The organism is Malaciobacter canalis (assembly GCF_008000835.1).
In the GTDB taxonomy this organism is placed as follows: domain Bacteria; phylum Campylobacterota; class Campylobacteria; order Campylobacterales; family Arcobacteraceae; genus Malaciobacter; species Malaciobacter canalis.
In genome coordinates this window covers 2,174,723-2,196,448 of the sequence record NZ_CP042812.1, presented here as the reverse complement: position 1 = coordinate 2,196,448, position 21,726 = coordinate 2,174,723, and the positions used below count along the sequence as shown (strand labels likewise).

General features: G+C 26.4%; 20 protein-coding genes and 1 other RNA gene. 15 read left to right on the top strand and 6 right to left on the bottom strand.

Going from position 1 to position 21,726, the window contains the following annotated elements; all coding sequences use genetic code 11:
• Positions 1-6 precede the first annotated feature (6 nt).
• Positions 7-594 (bottom strand): DUF134 domain-containing protein, encoded by a 588-nt coding sequence (locus ACAN_RS10925; RefSeq protein WP_099334343.1) that lies wholly within the window; start codon positions 592-594, stop codon positions 7-9.
• A gap of 121 nt (positions 595-715) precedes the next feature.
• Here ACAN_RS10925 and ACAN_RS10920 point away from each other — a divergent pair, with 121 nt between their 5' ends.
• From ACAN_RS10920 to ACAN_RS10905, 4 genes are all read left to right on the top strand, one after another.
• Positions 716-928, top strand: coding sequence for a DUF4492 domain-containing protein (locus ACAN_RS10920; protein WP_099334344.1), 213 nt, complete (start codon positions 716-718; stop codon positions 926-928).
• Entirely contained in the window at positions 929-2,455 is a 1,527-nt protein-coding gene (locus ACAN_RS10915; RefSeq protein ID WP_099334345.1) for a cytochrome ubiquinol oxidase subunit I, read from the top strand.
• Complete coding sequence (gene cydB / locus ACAN_RS10910; protein WP_099334346.1) at positions 2,455-3,588, top strand: cytochrome d ubiquinol oxidase subunit II; 1,134 nt, start codon at positions 2,455-2,457, stop codon at positions 3,586-3,588. The genes ACAN_RS10915 and cydB overlap by 1 nt, the downstream gene beginning before the upstream one ends.
• Positions 3,589-3,706: 118 nt before the next feature.
• A complete protein-coding gene (locus ACAN_RS10905) occupies positions 3,707-4,138 on the top strand; it encodes a NifB/NifX family molybdenum-iron cluster-binding protein (protein WP_099334347.1) in 432 nt (143 codons plus the stop codon).
• A 17-nt stretch (positions 4,139-4,155) separates the two neighbouring features.
• Here ACAN_RS10905 and ACAN_RS10900 read toward each other — a convergent pair whose 3' ends face one another.
• Complete coding sequence (locus ACAN_RS10900; RefSeq protein ID WP_099334348.1) at positions 4,156-6,129, bottom strand: mechanosensitive ion channel family protein; 1,974 nt, start codon at positions 6,127-6,129, stop codon at positions 4,156-4,158.
• A gap of 214 nt (positions 6,130-6,343) precedes the next feature.
• On the opposite strand from ACAN_RS10900, the gene ACAN_RS10895 reads away from it, so the two are divergent.
• The 4 genes from ACAN_RS10895 (at position 6,344) to ACAN_RS10880 (ending at position 10,541) form a co-directional block, all read left to right on the top strand.
• The gene (locus tag ACAN_RS10895) at positions 6,344-6,745 is read left to right on the top strand and encodes a hypothetical protein (protein ID WP_099334349.1); all 402 of its coding nucleotides are present in this window, start codon (positions 6,344-6,346) and stop codon (positions 6,743-6,745) included.
• 74 nt (positions 6,746-6,819) lie between these two features.
• Positions 6,820-8,829, top strand: a complete 2,010-nt coding sequence (locus ACAN_RS10890) for a methyl-accepting chemotaxis protein (protein WP_147525218.1) — start codon at positions 6,820-6,822, stop codon at positions 8,827-8,829.
• Positions 8,830-8,942: 113 nt separating this feature from the next.
• Positions 8,943-9,200 carry a hypothetical protein gene (locus ACAN_RS10885; RefSeq protein WP_079580381.1) on the top strand — a complete coding sequence of 86 codons (258 nt, stop codon included), beginning with the start codon at positions 8,943-8,945 and terminating at the stop codon, positions 9,198-9,200.
• Positions 9,201-9,287: 87 nt separating this feature from the next.
• Positions 9,288-10,541, top strand: a complete 1,254-nt coding sequence (locus ACAN_RS10880; RefSeq protein WP_099334760.1) for a coproporphyrinogen III oxidase family protein — start codon at positions 9,288-9,290, stop codon at positions 10,539-10,541.
• 20 nt (positions 10,542-10,561) lie between these two features.
• Here the strand turns inward: ACAN_RS10880 and ACAN_RS10875 are convergent, their stop codons facing one another.
• The 4 genes from ACAN_RS10875 to ssrA all read right to left on the bottom strand — a co-directional run bounded on the left by ACAN_RS10875 (position 10,562) and on the right by ssrA (position 13,427).
• Positions 10,562-11,611, bottom strand: a complete 1,050-nt coding sequence (locus tag ACAN_RS10875) for a zinc-binding metallopeptidase family protein (RefSeq protein WP_322853532.1) — start codon at positions 11,609-11,611, stop codon at positions 10,562-10,564.
• Between the two features lie 75 nt (positions 11,612-11,686).
• Positions 11,687-11,887, bottom strand: a complete 201-nt coding sequence (locus tag ACAN_RS10870; protein ID WP_099334759.1) for a M48 family metalloprotease — start codon at positions 11,885-11,887, stop codon at positions 11,687-11,689.
• Positions 11,888-12,223: 336 nt separating this feature from the next.
• Positions 12,224-12,868, bottom strand: a complete 645-nt coding sequence (locus ACAN_RS10865) for a hypothetical protein (protein ID WP_099334758.1) — start codon at positions 12,866-12,868, stop codon at positions 12,224-12,226.
• Positions 12,869-13,031: 163 nt separating this feature from the next.
• Positions 13,032-13,427: a transfer-messenger RNA gene (gene ssrA / locus ACAN_RS10860) on the bottom strand.
• Positions 13,428-13,574: 147 nt separating this feature from the next.
• Between ssrA and ACAN_RS10855 the strand changes: the two genes are divergently transcribed.
• The 7 genes from ACAN_RS10855 to ACAN_RS10825 all read left to right on the top strand — a co-directional run bounded on the left by ACAN_RS10855 (position 13,575) and on the right by ACAN_RS10825 (position 21,724).
• Positions 13,575-14,777 (top strand): saccharopine dehydrogenase family protein, encoded by a 1,203-nt coding sequence (locus ACAN_RS10855; protein ID WP_099334757.1) that lies wholly within the window; start codon positions 13,575-13,577, stop codon positions 14,775-14,777.
• 63 nt (positions 14,778-14,840) lie between these two features.
• Positions 14,841-15,017 (top strand): rubredoxin, encoded by a 177-nt coding sequence (gene rd, locus ACAN_RS10850; protein ID WP_099334756.1) that lies wholly within the window; start codon positions 14,841-14,843, stop codon positions 15,015-15,017.
• A complete protein-coding gene (nspC, locus tag ACAN_RS10845; protein ID WP_099334755.1) occupies positions 15,001-16,137 on the top strand; it encodes a carboxynorspermidine decarboxylase in 1,137 nt (378 codons plus the stop codon). Before rd ends, nspC begins: the two co-directional genes overlap by 17 nt.
• A gap of 127 nt (positions 16,138-16,264) precedes the next feature.
• On the top strand, positions 16,265-17,080 hold the full coding sequence (gene ppk2, locus ACAN_RS10840) for a polyphosphate kinase 2 (RefSeq protein WP_228150653.1): 816 nt from the start codon (positions 16,265-16,267) through the stop codon (positions 17,078-17,080).
• A 2-nt stretch (positions 17,081-17,082) separates the two neighbouring features.
• Positions 17,083-18,204, top strand: a complete 1,122-nt coding sequence (ppk2, locus tag ACAN_RS10835; RefSeq protein WP_099334753.1) for a polyphosphate kinase 2 — start codon at positions 17,083-17,085, stop codon at positions 18,202-18,204.
• A 34-nt stretch (positions 18,205-18,238) separates the two neighbouring features.
• Entirely contained in the window at positions 18,239-19,186 is a 948-nt protein-coding gene (locus ACAN_RS10830) for a hypothetical protein (RefSeq protein WP_099334752.1), read from the top strand.
• Complete coding sequence (locus ACAN_RS10825) at positions 19,187-21,724, top strand: tetratricopeptide repeat protein (RefSeq protein WP_099334751.1); 2,538 nt, start codon at positions 19,187-19,189, stop codon at positions 21,722-21,724.
• The last annotated feature ends 2 nt before the right edge of the window (positions 21,725-21,726 follow it).

The window sequence follows — 21,726 nt, the reverse complement described above, 5'->3', positions numbered from 1 at the left end:
CTTCTCTTAAATTGGAATATTTGATAAATCATCAAACTTTATTTTCTTTTTTAAAATAGTGTAAATACCTTTTGAAAGTAAAGAGTTTTTTAATCCTGCACCAATCTCATTTGCTAAAAAGAAGTTTACATTATTTTCAAGTAAAAGTTTTGGTAATACCATACCTGGTTTTTGTTTTTTAAAAAAAACTGGATTCTCTAAACTTTTTAATTGTTTGTATGTTTTTTCTTTTATTTCAAAGATTAAAATATATTTTCCTTGTGATGTACTATTGATTAGTTCATCTTCATCATCACTACAAACTGCAAGGGTATAGCTATCTTTTTGGTCGTGAATATGTAGTTTTGCACCACCAATTAAGCTATTTGCAACTTTGTGTCTTGCATTTCTTATGATTCTTGATAATGTAGGTCTTGATACATTCATCTTTTGTGCTGCTTCTTCTTGATAAAGTCCAAGCAAGTCTATTAGATATATTGCTTCAATCTCTTCATGAAGTAGGGCTATTTCATTGTTGTTTTCAATTTCATTTTGCCCAAACTTTTTAAAAAGTGGTTTGAAGTTTAACTCTCTTTGATTTTTATCCCTAGCCATTTAATTCCTTATAATTAAAAAAGATATTTTATCATAAATATAATAATTTAGCACTTTTGTACTTGACATATGTTCAAAAAAGTTGTAAAATTGTGAACATATGTTCAATATTGGAGATTATATGAACTATTTAAAATCGATTTACAACTTATATTATGATGGCTTTAGAAACTTAACTGTAGGAAAGAGTTTATGGAAAATAGTAATTATAAAATTGATAACTATTTTAGTTATATTAAATATCTTTGTTTATGACAAAAGTTTTAAAAGTGAATATAAAACAGAAAAACAAAAACAAAGTTTTGTTTTTAAAAACATGACAAAAGGAGATTAAATGGAAGATAGTTTAGTAGATTGGTCCAGAGCCCAGTTTGCACTAACTGCAATTTATCACTTCTTGTTTGTTCCTTTAACTTTAGGTTTGTCTTTTATTATTGCAATAATGGAGACTATTTATGTTAAGACAAAACAAGAAAAATATAAAAAAATGACTAAGTTTTGGATGACTTTATTTGCTATAAATTTTGCAATTGGAGTTGCCACTGGTATTATAATGGAGTTTGAGTTTGGTACAAACTGGGCAAATTATAGTTGGTTTGTTGGGGATATTTTTGGTGCACCTTTAGCTATTGAGGGAATTTTGGCATTTTTTATGGAGTCAACATTTTTTGCAGTTATGTTTTTTGGATGGAATAAAGTATCAAAAGGTTTTCATCTATTATCAACTTGGTTAGTTGCTATTGGTTCAAATTTAAGTGCTTTTTGGATTTTGGTTGCAAATGGATGGATGCAATATCCAGTTGGAATGAAATTTAACATAGATACAGTTAGAAACGAAATGGCAAATTTTTGGGATGTTGCTTTATCTCCTGTTGCAGTTAGCAAGTTTTTACATACAGTTGGAAGTGGATATGTAATTGGAGCCCTTTTTGTAGTAGGTATTAGTGCTTGGTTTTTACTTAAAAAAAGAGAAATTGCATTTGCTAAGAGTTCTATGCTAATAGCAGCTACTTTTGGACTTATAGTATCACTTTTTTTAGCTTTAAGTGGAGATGAGTCAGCACATCAAGTTGCTTTAAAACAGCCTGTAAAACTTGCAGCAATGGAAGGACTTTATGAGGGAAAAGAGGACGCTGGAATTGTTGCAATTGGTATTTTAAATAGTAAAAAAAGTGTTGATAATGATGAAGATACTTTTCATTTTGAGATGGAGATACCTTATGCACTTTCACTTTTAGGTTACCATAATCCAAATGCATTTGTTCCTGGATTAAAAGATTTGGTTTATGGAAATGAAAAATATAATATTGAAAGTGCTAAAGAGAAAATAGCAAAAGGTAAAATAGCCCTTGAAGCTTTTAAACAGTATAAAAAGTATGAAAAAGAGGGTAACACTAAAAAAGCAAATGATGCAAAACTTGTTTTAGAAAGTTATGTGAATTATTTTGGTTATGGTTACTTAGATAAACCAACTGATATTACTCCTCCTATAGCACTTACATTTTATTCATTTCATATAATGGTAGCACTTGGTGGATGGTTTATATTACTTTTTGCAGTAATTTTATTTTTACTTTTAAAAAAAGATATTACAAAACAAAAATTTTGGTTATATGCAAGTGTTTTTTCTATTCCTTTAGGATATATAGCAGCAGAAGCTGGATGGATTGTAGCAGAAGTTGGAAGACAACCTTGGGCGATTCAAGATTTGATGCCTGTAGGAATTGCGGCAACTAATATTGCAACAACAAATGTACAGATTACTTTTTTCTTGTTTGCTTTTTTATTTACAGCTTTATTAATTGCTGAATTAAAAATTATGGCAAAACAGATAAAAATTGGTCCAAATGGAGGTCACTAATGTTTGAAAGCTTAACATATTTACAACTTCAACAGTATTGGTGGATAATAATTTCACTACTTGGTGGACTTTTTGCTTTTATGATGTTTATTCAAGGAGGACAAACTCTACTTGGAAAAATATCAAAAGATGATGAGATTTTAAAAACAATGCTAGTTAATTCACTAGGTAGAAAATGGGAATTAGGATTTACAACTTTAGTCTTATTTGGTGGGGCTTTGTTTGCTGCTTTTCCTTTGTTTTATTCTACTAGTTTTGGTGGAGCATATTGGGTTTGGATGGGAATACTTTTTTGTTTTATTATTCAAGCAGTTAGTTATGAATTTAGAAAAAAACCAAATAATTTTTTTGGACAAAAAACATATGAAACTTTTTTATATATAAATGGAAGTTTAGGAGTTTTTTTATTAGGCGTTGCTATTGCTACATTTTTTAGTGGTTCAGAATTTTTTATAGATGAAAGAAATTTCTCTTATTGGCAAACAAGTACAAGAGGATTAGAAGCATTAGCAAATCCTTTTAATGTACTTTTGGGAATCTCACTTCTATTTTTAGTACGAATTAGTGGTGCTATGTATTTTATTAATAATATTAATAATAGTTTGATTAGAAAAAGAAGTGTTAACTCTATAAAAATTGACATGATAATATTTTTAGTATTTTTCTTAAATTTTTTATATATGCTTTTTACAAGAAGTGGTTTTGCTTATGATGAAAATGGTCATGTTTTTATAGAAAAATATAAATATTTGAATAACTTTTTAGATATGCCTTTTGTAGGAATTATTTTTGCATTGGGAATTATACTTGTAATTATTTCTGTTTTTAATACTGTTGAAAAACAAAAAAGTTGTTGTATAAAAACAGGAGGAGTTGGAATAGTTTTAACAGTAATGGCACTATTTTTAAATGTAGGTTTTAATGGAACTTCTTATTATCCATCAGTTTATAACTTACAAAGTTCATTGACTATTGAGAATAGTTCAGGAAGTGAATATACCTTACTTGTGATGAGTTATGTTTCACTTATGGTACCTTTTGTACTTGCTTATATTACATATGCATGGTATCAAATGGATAAAGTAAAAATTACAAAAAAAGAGATAACATCAAAAGATGCACACAATTACTAGGAGGTAAATATGGATTATACAAGTTCATTGATTTGGCTTAGTGTATGGCCATTTGTAATATATATAGCATATAGATTTTGTTTTAAAAACGCACAAAAATTTGACGAGGAGTTTTAAAATGTACGCATTTCCAGTAAAAACAGCAAAAGATAACAGCGCAGTTGCTCCATCATTTTGTAAAGCAAAATATTTTGCTTTTTATGATGGAGAAAATTTAAGTATTAAAAGAAACGAAAACACTTGCGGTAGAAGTGTAATGCAGTGGCTTTTAGAGAATGATGTAAAAAAATTAATTATAAAAGATATTGGAAGAAATCCATATAAACTTGCACAAAAAAACAATTTTGAGTTTTATTATGCAGGTGATAATAGAGTTGAAACTATTGAGATTTTAAATAAAATTAAAACTTCAACACTTGAAAAGTTAAGTCAGCAAAAACTTCAAGAGATTATAGAAAACCACAATGGAACTCACCATTCACATGAACATAAACATGGCAATGGACATGGACATTCAAACAAAAATAAAAACTCTTTTGTTTTTGTGTAAGTTATAAAAGAAGAGAATTAGTTCTCTTCTTTTTCCAAATAAATTGTTTGCGTAGGGAACGCGAATTTACAATGATTTTTTTCAACAAGTTGTGAGATTTTTATAATTACATCTTGTTTTGTATCTAGCCAATCTTCCCAGTTTGGACTTCTACTAAAGCAATATATCATTATATTAATTGAGCTACTATCATACTCATCTATGTAAACTAAAAGATTGTTTTTTATTCCCATAAGGTCTTCTTTTTTTAATAGATATGGTTTTTTATCAATATTTAGTCTTGATGTGGCAATTTGTGGATGTTCTTGCAACATTTCTCTTATATCATATACAAGATTTTCAATATCACTCATTTTACTATCATAAGTGATATTTATAGTCATTTTGATTCTTCTTCCAATTACTCTTTTAGACCAGTTTAAAATAGGCAAGTTTGCTAATTCAGCATTTGGTATAGTAATCATAGCATTTGCAAATGTTCTAATTCTTGTAGTTCTCATTCTAATATCAACTACAGTTCCCTCAACACTTCCAGCTTGAATCCAATCTCCTTGAGAAAATGAGTTATCAGTAATTATATTTAAAGAACCAAAAAAGTTTGAAAGAGTATCTTTTGCAGCAAGTGCAACAGCAATACCACCAATACCAAGTGAGGCTATAACTGCTTTTATATCAAAACCTAATTGTACAAGTAAAAATAATGCAACAAAAATAAGAATAAGAATTTTGAAAATTCTTAAAATAAAATCAACCATCTCTTTTCGCATATTTGGATATTGACTAAATATTTTATCAGATGATTCATTTATATAGTTTGTCAAAATTCTATAAAACATAAAACTAAATAGGGCTAAATATGTAGTATTAAACCATGGAATTAGTTTATTTATAAGTTGTGCATCTTCTATTAAAAGAAGTAGTGAAAACTGAATTGCAAATAAATATACAATCATAGACATGGTAAATCTAAAACTAGATGGAATAATATCTAAAAGTGAAATATCTAAATTTTTTATTTTTACAGATAGTTTTTTATTGAAAAGATTTGCTAAAACTGGAAGTAGTTTTCTATTTATTAGCATAAATATAAATAAAATTGCAAAAAGAATAACTACTTTACCTATTGAGATGTGAAAATAGTAATCTAATGTTTCAGATAAATCTTTTAAATATGTATTTGAATCAATTTTTTTGATAACATATTTTAAACTTAAATCATCAAGTATAAAATTACTTGGTCTATATTCATTCATGTTTGTTTTAAGATAATTATATACAAGTAAATGGGCTTTGATTTGATTTTTAAGTGTTAGAAAAGACTCTTTAAAAGCATTTGACACAGGATCACTTTGAAGTGATATTTCATTGTAAGTATCTTGAAAAGGTTTTATATCAATTCTTTTTAATCTGCTTATTTGATTATTTAAAAGTGAGATGAAAAATTTTTTATCTTTGAATGAATTTTTACCATCAATTATAGAGTTTATAGTATCTGCAAAGTTTTTTTGATTTTCTAAGATAGATACTTTTAACATATCTCTTGATACTGCAAGTGAGTTATCATATTTTGAATTTACATTTATTTTGCTATTTAAAAATCTTATCTCTTTTTGGTACTGATTTTCATTGAAAGGATAAAATATTTCATCATTTATATTTTTTGTAATTTTTTTTATTTCGCTTTCAACTTTTTCAATTTGTTTTGCTGGTTGTTTATTGAAGTCTTTACTTTGGACAATTTTTATAATAATTCCCAAATCATAATAATGCATTGATCTTTTATCTTTTGAAGAACTTAATGATTCATCATCAAATTGTTGTGTACTATTATCTGTAATGCTATTTTGAGTATTTGTATTATTAACTTGAGTAGCAGCTTTAATAAGTGTTGTATTAGCAAAAAGATTGATACTTATAATAGCAAGTAAAATTATTTTGAATATTTTTGTTTTGATTGTGAGTCCTTTTTGGATATATTTGTTATTATACAAAAATAAAGTTTATTATAAAGTTTAGTTTACAAATAAAAAAAGCAGATTTTTCGATCTGCTTTTTATTTAGGAAGAACAATGAATGTATCATAGATAAAGTTTCGCGCCTCTTTATCTATATATGTTAAAATTATAACCTATGGTAATTAACTAAACAAAAACAGATGGTTAATAAAAAGTTAACATAAGAAAAAATCATAAAAGAAGGAAGAAAATGCAAATTATAATTTTTGTTTTAGTACTAATTATTCTTGGTGCTGTTATTTATCAAAAGCTAAGGAGAAAATATACTACAGGCCAAATTTTATTAGGAACTACTGCTATAACTGTTCTATTTATAGGGTCAATATATATTTTTAATATGAGTGAGGGTGGAATAAAAGCTGCTTTTAAATCAAAATATAAAGAGATTTACGGAAATGAGATTTCAAAACTAAGCGCTAGTATTATGCAAAGTAAAAAAGGGTTAGATGCAAATGAGTACTTTTACAAATTTGTTTATATTACTATAAAAAACAAAAAAGAGTATGTTTGTGAAGCAAAAAATGTTTTTGTTCAACTAATAGAAGATGAATATGTTTTTAAAGAGATAAAAGAAGAGTGTAGAGAAAAGTAAAAAAATTCCATATTAAAAGATATTTATAATTAATTTAGGTATATAATTGTTTACATATTATGTAAGGGGTTTATATGCTAAATAATATTTCTACTAGAAAAAAACTTATGTTTTTTCCAGCTTTATTTATTATCAATATAATAATAGCTGGAATAATCTTTTCTCATTTCAATGGAAAAGTAAATCATGATGTAAAAATTCAAATTAGTACAGAAAAGTTTATTCAAGATCTTTTAAAGGGTCGAATTTCAGTTTATCAGTTTTTAAGAGTTTCAAACGAGCAAAGAGCACAAAAAGTAAGAGACGATTTTAATAACTTAGATAAAAGTGTTAAAGAGCTTCAGTCAATGTTAGTTGAGCAAAATAATATTGATTTAACAAATAAAATTTTGAAGCTATCTTCTGAATATATTGAAGATTTTGATAAATTTTCAGAAGAAAAAATACAAAATTATAAAAATGGTATAAGTAAAGAGAGTGCTGAAGCTAAAAGATTAGTTTTAACTATGAGAGAAACAGCTACAAACTTAGAAAAAGAACTAGAAAAAATAAATAAAAGTGCAATTGAACTAAAAAAAGAAGCAAATAGTACTTTGACAACTGTATTATTGGTCTTAGCAATAATATCATCAATTATATTTGTTCTATTTTCTATTGCTTTATCGTCTTTGATAGTTAATACTTTAAATCATTTTAAAGATGGATTACTATCTTTCTTCTCATTTTTAAACAGAGAATCAAAAGATGTAAAACCTTTAGAAGCAAAAGGAAGTGATGAGTTTGCACAAATGGCAAATCTTGTAAATGAAAATATCATCAAGATAAATGAAGGTCTTAAAAAAGATAATGAAGCAGTTGAAGATGCTTTAAAAATAGTAGAAAAAGCAAAACTTGGATATTTAGATGTACAATTAACAACAAAAGCGAATAATCCTCAACTATTGCAATTGAGTGAAGCCTTAAACTCAATGCTTAGAAATATTAAAAGAAATACTGATTCAATTTCAACAGTATTAAAAGAGTTTAGTAATTATAAGTTTACAAGTAAAGTAGATAGTAGTGGTGTTGAAGGAGATATGAAAGAGTTTATAGAGAATGTAAACTTCTTAACAGATGAGATATCAGGATTGTTGAAAGATTCATTAATTATAGGATTAACACTAGATGAAGCATCAGATAAATTAATAACAAATGTAGATGTATTAAATACAAGTTCAAATGAAGCAGCAGCAAGTCTAGAAGAGACAGCAGCAGCATTAGAAGAGATAACAAGTACAATAGTAAATAACTCAGAGAATGTAGCAAAAATGAGTAACTACGCCCAAGAGTTAAGTAACTCAGCAAAAACAGGGCAAAGTTTAGCAAATAAAACAACAAAATCAATGGAAGAGATAAATGAACAAGTAAGTTCAATAAATGAAGCAATAACAGTAATAGATCAAATAGCATTCCAAACAAATATACTAAGTTTAAACGCAGCAGTAGAAGCAGCAACAGCAGGAGAAGCAGGAAAAGGCTTTGCAGTAGTAGCAGCAGAAGTTAGAAACTTAGCAAATAGAAGTGCAGAGGCAGCTAAATCAATAAAAGAGATAGTAGAGAATGCAACAAGTAAAGCAATTGAGGGAAAAAATATCAGTGGTGAGATGATAAAAGGGTATGATCTATTATTAGAGAATATACAAAACTCAACACAAATGATAGGTGAGATAGCAAGTGCAAGTAAAGAGCAAGAATCAGGGATTACACAAATCAATGATGCAGTAACACAATTAGATCAACAAACACAAAAGAATGCATCAATAGCAACACAAACACATGATATCGCAATACAAACAGATACAATAGCAAAAGAGATAGTAAGTGATGCAAACTCAAAAGAGTTTTTAGGAAAAGAACAAGCAAAAGTAAAAAAGATAGATGTTCCACATGAGGAAGAGCCAAAAGCAAAATATGATAAAAAAGAAGAGTATGAAGATAAAGCAAAAAATAATAATAAGTCATACTCTTATGAAAAAAAACCTAAACAAGCTCAAACTTTTACTTCAAATAGCAATGACAAAGATGATGAGTGGGAGAGCTTTTAAGCTCTTTTACTCAAAATTACTATATAAAATATAAATAAAATCATTTTTTAAACTATTCTTTTATATAAAATGTTATTATATTATTAGTTTAACATTTTGTAATAGGAGAATATATGTTTGTTACAAAACATGAAGTAATTGAGAACATAGAACAAGTTAAAAAAGAGTTGCAACAAATGAAATACAAAAAAACATTAAAATATTCAAAGCCTTTGCTTGATATGTTGAATAAGTTTCATATTGCTTTACAAAATGACTCAAAAGATACTGCTGAAATAATTGAAAAATATAATAACTGGTATAAAGAGTTAGAACTAAATAAACAGTTAGATAGATTAAATATTTATGAAAAAATGCAAGAATTCAAATAAACCTTAAAAATTATAAATAATTTACATTAAATTTACCATACTACTATAAAATTCTCTTACATGAAAAGTATAACTAAGGAGTAAGTCATGGTAAATAATATAAAAGAGATTTTTTCTATCTTCACTGCTAAAGCAGTAGTGAAAAATACTTTTGCATCTTGCATTAATATAACATCAACTTCTAAAAATGAATCAAAATATTTAAGTATTGACAGCCAAAAAAAATATTTACTATATATTCACGTACCCTTTTGTGATAATTTATGTCCTTTTTGTACTTTTCATAAGTTTAAACATAACTTTGAAGACTCTAATAGATACTTTAAAACTTTAAGAGAAGAGATAAAAATTTTAAAAAGAAAAAATGTAAAAGTAGATTCAGTCTATATAGGTGGTGGAACACCTCTTATAAATGAAAAACAATTAAGAATAACTATAAAACTTGTAAAAAAATTATTTGATGTAGAGGATATATCATGTGAGACTGATCCAAATCATATAGATGTAAACACAGTATATAAATTAAAAGGTCTAATAAAAAGATTATCTATTGGAGTTCAAAGTTTTGATGATGAGATATTAAAACAATTAAGTAGATATAAAAGATTTGGAAGTAGCTTAGAAATTAAAGAGAAAATATCTAAAATTGTTGGGATTTTACCTATTACAAATATTGATTTGATATTTAATATTCCAAACCAAACCCAAGATATTTTAAGAGATGATTTACAAAGTGCAAAAGATTTAGGTATAGAACAAATAACAACATATCCTTTAATGAGTTCAGATTTAAATTCAGGTTTTTTAAAAAGTAAAAAAATAAATACAAATGAACAAAAATTTTACAATATAATAAAAGAAGAACTAAAAGATTATACTAAAAATAATATGTGGTCATTTTCTAAAAATCTAGTAGATTTAAGTGATGAATATGTATCAACACATGATGAATATATTGGTGTGGGAAGTGGAGCATTTAGTTATCTTGATGGAAAACTTTTTATAAATGCCTTTGATTTAAAAGAGTATGAAGAAAATATTATTACAAGAAAAGATGCACTTATGGCAAAAAGTGAATTCGAAAATATAAATAAAATTGAGTATGCAATGCTAAGCACACTTTTTGGTGGAAAATTAAATATAAAAGAGTTTAATAAACTTTATAATGTAGATTTGGAAAAACTACTTAGAAAAGAGTTATATTTAGTAAAAAAATTAGATGTAATAAAAATAGAAGAGGGCATAATATATCCAACACAGTTTGGTGAGTATTTACTTGTAATTATGATGGCAAGTTTTTATAGTGGCATGGATAAAGTAAGAGCCATGTTTAGAAAATAAGAAATAGTAAATACTATTTCTTATTTTGTTTGTAAATATAAGTTTTTTAAGATAGTAATCATAGCTTCAATTGATTTTTTTGAAGTAGTCTCTTCTACTGTATGATATCCAATAGTAGGAACTTGTAAAGTTGTACCTTGAATACTATTTTTACTCTCTTTTATAATTCTTCCAAGTTCAGTAACACCTAAAGAAACTTTTGTATTTTCTTGTTTCATCTGATTTTTTATATGTTCATCTTTATAATGATATTTTATTCTATTTTTTAATACAATCTTTTTTATTCTAGCTTTTAAAGGAGAACGAAAATATGAATTTTCATCCTTATTTCTAAGTACAATATCAAGATGATTAATAGTTTCTATATTTTTATAAGGACTAGTATCAAGAACTAAAAGCTCATTTGTACTTATGTCAAATCTTCTAAAATATTCAAGTAAAAATCTCCAACTTCTACCTGCTTCTTCAGCAGCTGTAAAAAATGCTGTTCCTTTATAACCTAATTGGTACATATGAATAAGCATAGCAACACAAAGAACATTATCAATTTGAGCTGATAATAGATTGTCATTAATTTTAAGCTTATCTAAAAAAGCAATTGGTGTTCCTGGAAATAAATAATCTAAGCCCTCAACTTTAAAAATAATATTATTTCTTCTTTTACATAAAAAAGCATCTTTTATGGTACCCATACCCAAATAAGTGCCTGCCCATGGTTCATAAGCTTGAACTTTTTGGTTTATAAATCTCATTTCAAAGTTTTGTAATAGCTCCTCAGAGTTTGAATTTCCTTTTAAGTCGGCTTTATTTTTTGCAACAAAAGCAGCATATTGAAACTCATCATGACCTGTACAAATTAATCCATGTCTATCTGCATGTGCAGAAATATAACCGCTTTGGGGTTCTTCACCTTTTGCAACAAGTAATCCATCATAATACTCAACTTTAATACCTAAATCCTCAAGCTCTCTTTTTAAAAACATAAAAAAAGAGTGCTCAGCCCCAACAACACTAGGTATTCTAATGAGTTGCTTTAATGTGTCATAAAACTCTTCCATTTTTTTTCTCATAATAAAATATATTTACCTTAGGTAAACTTGTTAATTATATTAAATAATACTAATGATTAAATTTAAATAAAAAAATTATAAAGTTCTTTCTAGTTCTTTAATATTTTTTATAAACTTTACTATATCTTCAATTGATGAATATGATTTAATTAATTTATATTGTAACTCTTTTGCTGCATGTCTTTTAGATATATGTGATAACTCATGAGCTAAAATTGTTTTATAATTATTACTTTCAAGTAAATTTTGACTAATAATTAGATGACCAAAAGGCAAGGCTTCAGCAACATTTTTTCAGTTGTAATTGCTACTTTTAAATTAAAAGGAAAATTCATATTTTTACTTGTTTCTTTGTAAATTTACCCTTTCTCATTTACAATTCTTCTAAGTAAATTTTAGCATAATTATTTTATTTTATTTAGTCTAATATTTGGGGGAGGCTTACAGAGCAATTGTAAAAGATGGATTGACATCTAAAAAAGATTTAATCCAAGTACCTTATGTTTCAGAAGAACAACATTTACAAATTATTAAATCATTTGGTTATCTTAAATAGTTTGGAACAAGAGAATAACCAACTTTGTTGGTTTTCTCTGTTCCCCCTTGTCTTATTTAATAAAAAGTATCAGGCAATGAATTTATTATCATTAGTAATTTGAAGTTTATAGTTATAAAGTTAACAAATAACATGATAAGCCAGTATAGTAAATATTTTAGTGCAATAATAGTTAAAACAGCTACTGGAATTATTTTTGTAAGAATTTCAAAATAAAAAGAATCATCTACATTTATTGATTGTTGTATATATTCAGTGATATAAGTACTTTTATTTACAATAAAAGAAAATAAATCTGATATGGTTAATTCAGGCATAAAAAAGTCTATTAAAGCTCCAATAATTAGTGGCGAAATAAAAAGCCCAAAAAGAAGCTTCCAAAAATTAAATGTATATCTTGGCATTCCAATTTCGTCAAGCCTTATATCACACATTGAAAAATATGGAAATATAAAGGCACCTAATAAAATCCCTCCTCCAATATATGATATTTCATCATTAATAATATAGCTTGGGTTCAATGTAGCGAATTTTAATATTCCTTCAATAAAAGGAGCCATTAGAAGACAAAAGATAGGAAATAAATATAAAAAGAATAAAAACCCAATAGTTTGTGGTACAAATGGGAAAATATTTTTTTGTAAATAAATGAAAATATTTTCTATTATTAAAATAATTCTTTCTTTTCTATACTCATTCATCTTAGTCCCTAATATTGTTTTAATAATTTTATCTTAAGACTTATTAAATAAAGTATTTATAGGTTATAATTTATTAAATTTACTGTGCAACATCGGTGGGACAGCAAACGATAAAAGTTAAAAGAAGTCCCTATTAATAGGGATTGATTTTTTGAAAAGTGTATGGTGGAGATGTCCGGGATCGAACCGGAGTCTTAAAACATTTACTCTTGACGTCTACATGCTTAGTGAGGTTGAAAAATTTCACTTTCTAGCAGCTCAACCTGCAAGGCAACTAAAAAGCTAAGATTTTAAAGTGTCCTTTTAAAGTCAAATCAATCCTTTAAAAGTAATCTATCTAGGGTGAACCCGCGATAATCTACTTAGATAGAATCAGTAGTGCGAGTCTCCAAAGACTCAACCCGAAGGGAGTCTATAAGTTGTTAAACTTACGCAGCTTTTGCGTAAGCTGGAGCGTAATTTGTATTGTTTGCGTCTAAAAAAAATGAGCCGCGTAACGGCATGCTCAGGCCGACATGCAATCAAGCCTCAATGCTCTAATCGAAGCCATATCATCCCCATAATTAAGTAGTGAATTCTATCGTAATAAGCTTAAACTTAATATAAATATGAAAATCTTTATTTATCTTTATTTGATTCTTCTACTTTCAATTATAATTTACTAAAAAAAGTCTATAATTGCGAATATTTTAATTGGAGATTTTAAATGGATAAAAAAGGTATTTTAATTATTGGTGCAGGTGGAGTAAGTAGAGTTGCCACGGTAAAGTGTGCTATGAATATTGATACATTTGAAAAGATAACTTTAGCTTCAAGAACAGTTTCAAAATGTGAAGATATTGCTAAAGATATTAAGCAAAGAGTTGGAGTTGATATTGAAACTGCATCTATTGATGCTGATAATGTACCTGAGTTAATAAAACTTATTGAAAAAGTAAATCCTAAGATTGTATTAAATGTAGCCTTACCTTATCAAGATTTAACTATCATGGATGCTTGTACAAAAGCAGGCGTTGATTATGTTGATACTGCGAACTATGAACATCCAGATGAGGCTAAATTTGAGTATAAAGAGCAATGGGCAAGAGATGAGCAGTTTAAAAATGCTAATGTTATGGCTTTATTAGGAAGTGGTTTTGATCCAGGAGTTACAGGTGTATTTTGTGCATATGCTCAACAAAATCTTTTTGATGAGATTCATTATATAGATATTATGGATTGTAATGCAGGTGACCATGGATATGCTTTTGCCACAAATTTTAATCCTGAAATAAATTTAAGAGAAGTATCTGCAAATGGTAGATATTGGGAAGATGGTAAGTGGATTGAAACAAAACCATTAGAAATAAGAGTTGACCATGATTATCCAGAAGTTGGAGTTAAGCCCTCATATCTTCTATATCATGAAGAGTTAGAGTCTTTATCTAAAAATATTAAAGGTTTAAAAAGAATTAGATTTTTTATGACATTTGGTGATTCATATATAGCTCATATGAATTGTTTAAAAAATGTAGGTATGTTAGGAATTGAACCAGTTATGCATAAAGGCGTAGAGATTACTCCAATTGAATTTTTAACTACACTATTACCAGATCCTGCAAGTTTAGGTCCTAGAACAGTTGGTAAAACAAATATTGGATGTATTATTGAAGGTCTTAAAGATGGAGTAAAAAAGAGAGTTTATATTTACAATATATGTGACCACCAAGAGTGCTATAAAGAAACAGGAGCACAAGCTGTAAGTTATACTACTGGAGTACCTGCTATGATTGGAACAAAAATGTTATACAAAGGTATATGGAAATCAAAAGGTGTATTTAATATTGAAGAGTTTGAAGCAAAACCTTTTATGGATGAGTTGATGACTCAAGGTCTTCCTTGGAAAATATTAGAATTACCAGTAGAGTAGTTTTATTTAAGTATTTATAAGTCTTAATTAAGTCATAATAAACAAAACATAAAGGAGTCTGTTATGCAAAAATATATCTGTATAGTTTGTGATTATGTTTATGATCCAGAACTTGGAGATCCAGATGGTGGAATTGAGCCTGGAACATCTTTTGAAGATATTCCAGATGATTGGCAGTGTCCTGATTGTGGGGTAACAAAAGAGGATTTTGAAGCAATTGAAAATGATGAAAACAGTTAATAACATAAATGAATTACCAAGTCCAAGTTTTGTTTGTGAAGAAGCTTTATTAGAAAAAAATTTAAAGCTTCTTTCTCATGTACAAAAAGAAGCTGGGGTAACTATACTTTTAGCTTTAAAAGGATTTGCTTTACAATCTACTTTTGAACTTTGTAGAAAATATTTACAAGGTTGTTGTGCATCAGGGCTTCATGAAGCCATATTGGCATCAAAAGAGTTTAAAAAAGAAGTACATACATATTCTCCTGCTTATAAAGAAGAAGAGATTGAGCAGATTGTATCTTTATCAAACCATATTGTATTTAACTCTTTTAATCAATTAAAACAGTTTAAAGAAAAAGCTTTAGGTAAAGCTTCTATTGGTCTTAGGGTAAATCCAGAATATTCATCTGTTGAAGTTGATTTATATAATCCTTGTGGTGCTTATTCAAGATTAGGAATTACAAAGAAAAACTTTTTAGATGGTGAGTTAGATGGTGTAGATGGATTACATTTTCATGCTTTGTGTGAACAAAATGTAGATGCTTTACAAGGAGCTTTGAAGAATTTTGAAGAGAAATTTGGCAAGTATTTATCTTCTATGAAGTGGGTAAATTTTGGTGGAGGACATCATATTACAAGAGAGGATTATGATGTTAAAGGACTTATTAATTTACTTAAAGATTTTAAGCAAAGATATCCTCATTTGAAAGTTTATTTAGAACCAGGAGAAGCAGTAGGTTGGCAAACAGGGTACCTAGTGGCAACAGTTTTAGATATCGTAGATAATGAGATGAAAATTGCTATTTTGGATACCTCTGCTGAGGCACATATGCCAGATACTTTAGCCATGCCATATAGACCTGATATAAGAAATAGTGGTTTAGCAAATGAAAAAAAATATACATATAGATTGGGTGGAAATACTTGTTTAGCTGGTGATATTATAGGAGATTACTCTTTTGATGAGCCTTTAAAAGTAGGAAGTAAAATAGTTTTAGAGGATATGATACATTATACTATGGTTAAAACAACTACATTCAATGGAATTAAGTTACCATCAATTGTTATAAAAAAAGACAATAGTTGTTACCAAATTGTAAAAAATTTTGGATATAATAATTATGAGGCAAGATTATAACTAGAGGATATATTGTATGGGAAGAGATAGAAGTATTATAAATGAAGAGTTCAAGGATCAAGAAGAAATAGATACAAATAAAGATGAGAAGCATAAACCAAATAACTTTTCAAGAAAAAGAAAAGAGATGAAAAAGAAAGGGAAAAAAGTTCAAATTTGGGTAAAAAAAGAGACTTTAGAGTATGAAAAAGAGTTGACAACTTTACAAATTGAGCTTTTGAAATTTCAAAACTATGTAAAAGAAAAAGGTCTAAAAGTTCTTATGGTTTTTGAAGGAAGAGATGCAGCTGGAAAAGGTGGTACTATTAAAAGAATCACTGAACACTTAAATCCAAGGGGTGCAAGAGTTATTGCTTTAGAAAAACCAAGTGATATTGAAACAACACAATGGTATTTTCAAAGATATACAAAGCATCTTCCAAGTGCTGGAGAAATAGTTTTATTTGATAGAAGTTGGTATAACAGAGCAGGGGTTGAGCCTGTAATGGGATTTTGTACTACAGCAGAGCATCATGAGTTTTTAAAAGAAGTTCCAGAGTTTGAACAAATGCTTGTAAAATCTGGGATTATTCTTTTGAAGTTTTATTTTTCTGTTTCTAAAAAAGAACAAGCAAGAAGATTTAAAAAAAGAGAATATGATCTTTTAAAACAGTATAAATTATCTCCTGTAGATAAAGAATCACAAAATTTATGGGATAAATATACTGTTGCTAAATTTTCAATGCTTATGGCTTCAAATACAGATATGTCACCATGGACAATAATAAGAAGTGATAATAAGAAAAAAGCAAGAATCAATTGTATTAAACATATTTTAACACAAGTAAAATATCCAAATAAAATTGATTCAAAAAAAATAAAAGTAGATCCAACTATAGTAATTGATGGAACTAGAGAAATAGAATTAATGGAAAAAGAAAATAAATTTGCAAAGGCTGAATAAAGATGAACTTAAGTGATTTTGAGAAAACAAACTATAGTGGATTGTATGTATCAAAAGTTGCCCATCCGACTTTTGGAAAAAAATATATTGCAAGATTTCAACATGAAAGAAAAAGATATGTTAAAGTTTTAGGTTATACAAAAAAAGACAATCTTACAAAAAAAAGTGCTTTAAATTTAATGCAAAAGTTTAAAGATTCAATAATTGTAGAAGAGAAAAAAGAAAAAATTGAAGTAAAACCAAATAATGATAATATTTGTGATAATGAAAAATTAGAAAAATTACAAGAAGAAAATAAATTTTTAAAATCATTATTAGGTGACTTTGAGACTTTAGATTCAGAAGTAATAAAAGATGGTGTTCAAAAACTATATGATGCTGAAGAGTTAAAACAGTATCAAATAGAGCTTATTAAGCTTCAAAATTATCTTGAAAATGAAAATAAAAGAATGATTATTTTATTTGAGGGTAGAGATGCATCTGGAAAAGGTGGTGCTATTAGACGAATTACAAGATATATGAATAATAAGCATTACAGAGTTGTAGCTCTTGGTAAGCCAACTGAAACACAAAAAAATCAGTGGTTCTTGCAAAGATATATTGAACATTTTCCAACGGGTGGAGAAATAGTTTTATTTGATAGAAGTTGGTACAATAGAGCTATGGTTGAGCCAATCTTTGGATTTTGTACTGAAGAAGAGTATGAGATTTTTATGGAAGATGTTGTTAATTTTGAACAAGATTTAGTAAGACAAGGTATGGTTTTAATTAAACTTTACTTTTCTGTGTCAAAAGATGAGCAAAAAAGAAGATTTGATAGAAGAATAAATGATCCTTTAAGACAATGGAAATTTTCAGAAGTTGATATGCAAGCACAAGATTTGTGGACTGAATTTTCTGAAAAAAAATATGAGATGTTAAGAAGAACAAACTCAAGAAGTGCACCTTGGCATATTGTAAGAAGTGATGATAAACATAAAGCAAGATTGGAAGCTGTGAAAATTATTTTAAATTCTATTGATTATGATGGAAGAAATTATGCATTAGATTTTCAACCAAATGAGAAAATAAATATCTCTGTTCAAAAAGAGTTAATGCAAATGAGAAAATCTCAAAACTATTAAGAAAAAAGCTTTTGCTTTTTTCTTTGGAAATATATTGAAAAAAAAATACCTAATACTTTTATTTACTATTTTGCTACTATTATTAGCAATCTTATATATATCTAAACAAAATAAAAATAGTTTAATATATAGTTTTTATCACTGGGAAAATAGTTATAATATAAAAGAGAATAAAGAAAAGCTTTATATAAAAGTTCTAGATATTGATTATTCTAATAAATTAGAAATTATAAAAACAAGATTTGATGTAAAACCTCCAAAAAATTTTATTCCTGTAATTTATATAACTAATAAAACAATGAAAACTGTAAAAGCAAATAAATTAGCTTCAAAAGTTTTAAAAGCTTTAGATAGTTATAGATTTACTTATGATGAATTACAAATAGATTGTGATTGGTCACTAAATTCAAAGGCTAACTATTTTAAATTTTTAAAGCTTTTAAAAACAAACCTTAATAAAAAACTTAGTGCAACTATAAGATTACATCAAATTAAGTATTATAAAAAAACTGGAGTGCCTAGTGTGGATTATGGTTTACTGATGTATTATAATATGTCTTATATTGGAGATTATAATACAAAAAATTCAATTTTAGATAATAATATTGCAAAAAAATATCAATACAATTTTGATAAATATCCTTTAAAACTAAAACTTGCACTTCCTTTATATTCTCAAGCAGTACAATTTAGATATAAAAAACCACTTGATATTTTTGAGGGTATAGTTCAAACTGATTTTGATGAAAAATTTGAAAAGCTTAAAAATGGGTATTTTAAAGTTTTACAAAGTCACTATTTTAAAGGCAGATATGTTTATGAAGATGATATTTTTAGATTTGAAGATTCAAAAAAACAGGATTTAAAAATTGCATTAGAAGATTTTTTTAAAATAAGTAATAATAGATTTGATGAGGTAGTTTTTTATACAATAAAATATAAAAATAAGTATGATTTACAAAAGTTACTAAAAGGTATATAGATGATTATTCGAACATTTTTTATGATAATACTTTTCAAAGTATTTTTATTTTCTTGTGGGGGATTTTGGTATGATGATGGAAGATTTTTATTTTTAGAAAAAAGAGATTATCCTTTTGCAAAATATGAAGAAAACTTGGAGTTCGCTTCAACTTATAACACAATAATACATGATTATAGAAAAAGAGCAAAAGAAGCAAATTTAAACTTATGGCAAGAGCAATTACATAATAAACTCTCAAAAGAACAAATTGAAAATATTATTTATAAAAATAAGCAAGTTGATTTGATAAAAAATGAAGATATATTAAGATATTTGGCTTTTGTAAAAAAGCAAGAGATTCATGTATCATCATCTTTTTATAACAATTATTCAAAAAAAGAGAAAGAAAATGCTATAAAACCAGAGTTTTTAATAGAAGAAGCTTTGGAAAATTTAGAAAAAGTACAATCTAATTATTTAAAAAAAAGATATTTCTTTCTAGCTTTAAGATTGGCGCATTATAAAAACTTAAAACCTTTGGATATTTATAATACATATAGCTATCTTTTAAAAGATAAAAATAAAACTATTATTGATGATTGGATTCTTGGAATTTATGCAGGAGCACTTATTAAAAAAGGTGAAATTGTAAAAGGAACTTATGAGTTTTCAAAACTATTCTCAAAAGATAGAATCAACTGGCATTTAGCCTTTTATAATTTTAAGTATATTAAAACACAAAAACAATGGGATGAGTTAGTTAATCTTAGTAAAAATAAAGATGAAATAGCAAAACTATACGCAATAAGAGGTTTAAGTAAAAATGCAAATATTATTCATGAACTTAAAAATATTGCAAAACTTGATATAAATAGCAAATATTATGAGTTGCTTTTATATAAAGCATTATTAAAATCACAAAGCTTTTTTGATATTGAAAATGATCTTTATGGGAAAAATGAAAAGATTGATTATACGAACTTTATAGACTATTTAAAAACTGTAAAAAAAGATGATATGTATTTAGTAAATTTAACACTTGGTTTTTTCTCATATTATCAAAATAATATAAAACAAGCAAAACAGTATTTGAGTATTTTAAAAGAAAAATATAGTTCTTCTCATGAAGTTCAAAATTTAGATTATATAATTTTTTTAAATGATATTAAAAAAATAAATAGTGATGTTGAGAAAAAAATATATGAAAAATTAAATCTTTTATCAGACAATAGTTGTACTTTTAAATCTGTTGAGAAATATACTTTTTATAAGTTAAAAACACTATATAAAAATAGTAATTTAAAGTTTAAATCTTATCTTATGTCACAAATGGATTATTTTGATGAAAGAAGTTTAGATTTAAATAGAGTAAATAAAATTGATGCATTAATTAAAAATAAAACAAATAATAGTTTTGAAAACTATATTGTTTTAAAACTTAAAAATAAAAATATTCAAAAAACACTTGAAAATGCGAAAGTGTATGGATTGATAAACAACTTTAAATTTAAAGAAGCATTAGATACAAATAGTGAAATTTTAAATGATAAAGTAACTTTTAGTATTTTTGAAAACTCAATAAAAGGGAATAATAGAAAAGGTGAAAAGTATCAAGAAACTATTAAAGAGATTTTAGAACACTTACTTAGCCTTGAAAAAATACTTAAAAATAATCCAAATGATGCTTTGACAAACTATAAGTATGCAACAGCTATTTATAATCTAAGTTATTTTGGAAACTCAGCAAAATTAACAACTATTTATAAAAGTAGCTATAGTTTTAAAAGTTTAAAATTAGAAAAAGAAAGAATACAAACATCAATAAATCATTATAAAAAAGCATTGCAAACTTCAAAGAATAGTGAATTAAAAGCAAAGATTTTATATTCACTTGCAAAAAATGAGTTGGCTTTATATGATTTAAAAAACTCTAAAAAAGAGAGTTATTACGAAAATTATGATTCTTACTCATTTGAGAGGTTGTATTATTTTAGTATAAATGATTATAAAAAATATATAGTTCAAGGTTATGGAGAGTTTTTCAAAAAGCTTGAAAAAGAGTACTCTAATACTAATTACTATAAAGATTTAATTCAAGAGTGTGGTAACTTAAGATATTTTCAAAAAGTTATGCAAAAAGTAAGTGTGGATGATAGCTTTAAAAGTATAAATACAAATGAAAGAAAAGTTTTGAAATATCTAGAAAAAGATATACAAACAAAATCAAGAAAAGCTTTAAAAGATTATGATTTGATTTATTTTTTAAAATTGACAAATAATATACCAATTAGTAGTAAAACGGTTACTTTATATAATAATATTGCTTACTATTTACAACAAAAAAGAAAAAGTGATGAAGCAGTATATTTATTAAATAAGGTTTTAGAAGTTTATCCTAAAAGAGTAGTTGCTTATTATAATTTAGGTGATGCATACTGGGATAGTTATGATAGATTTAATGCAAAAAAAGCCTATAAAAAGTATATAGAACTTATGAAAGAAGCAAATAAAGAAAACAAAATTCCAAAAGTTGTAATACAAAGACTAAAAGGCTAGAT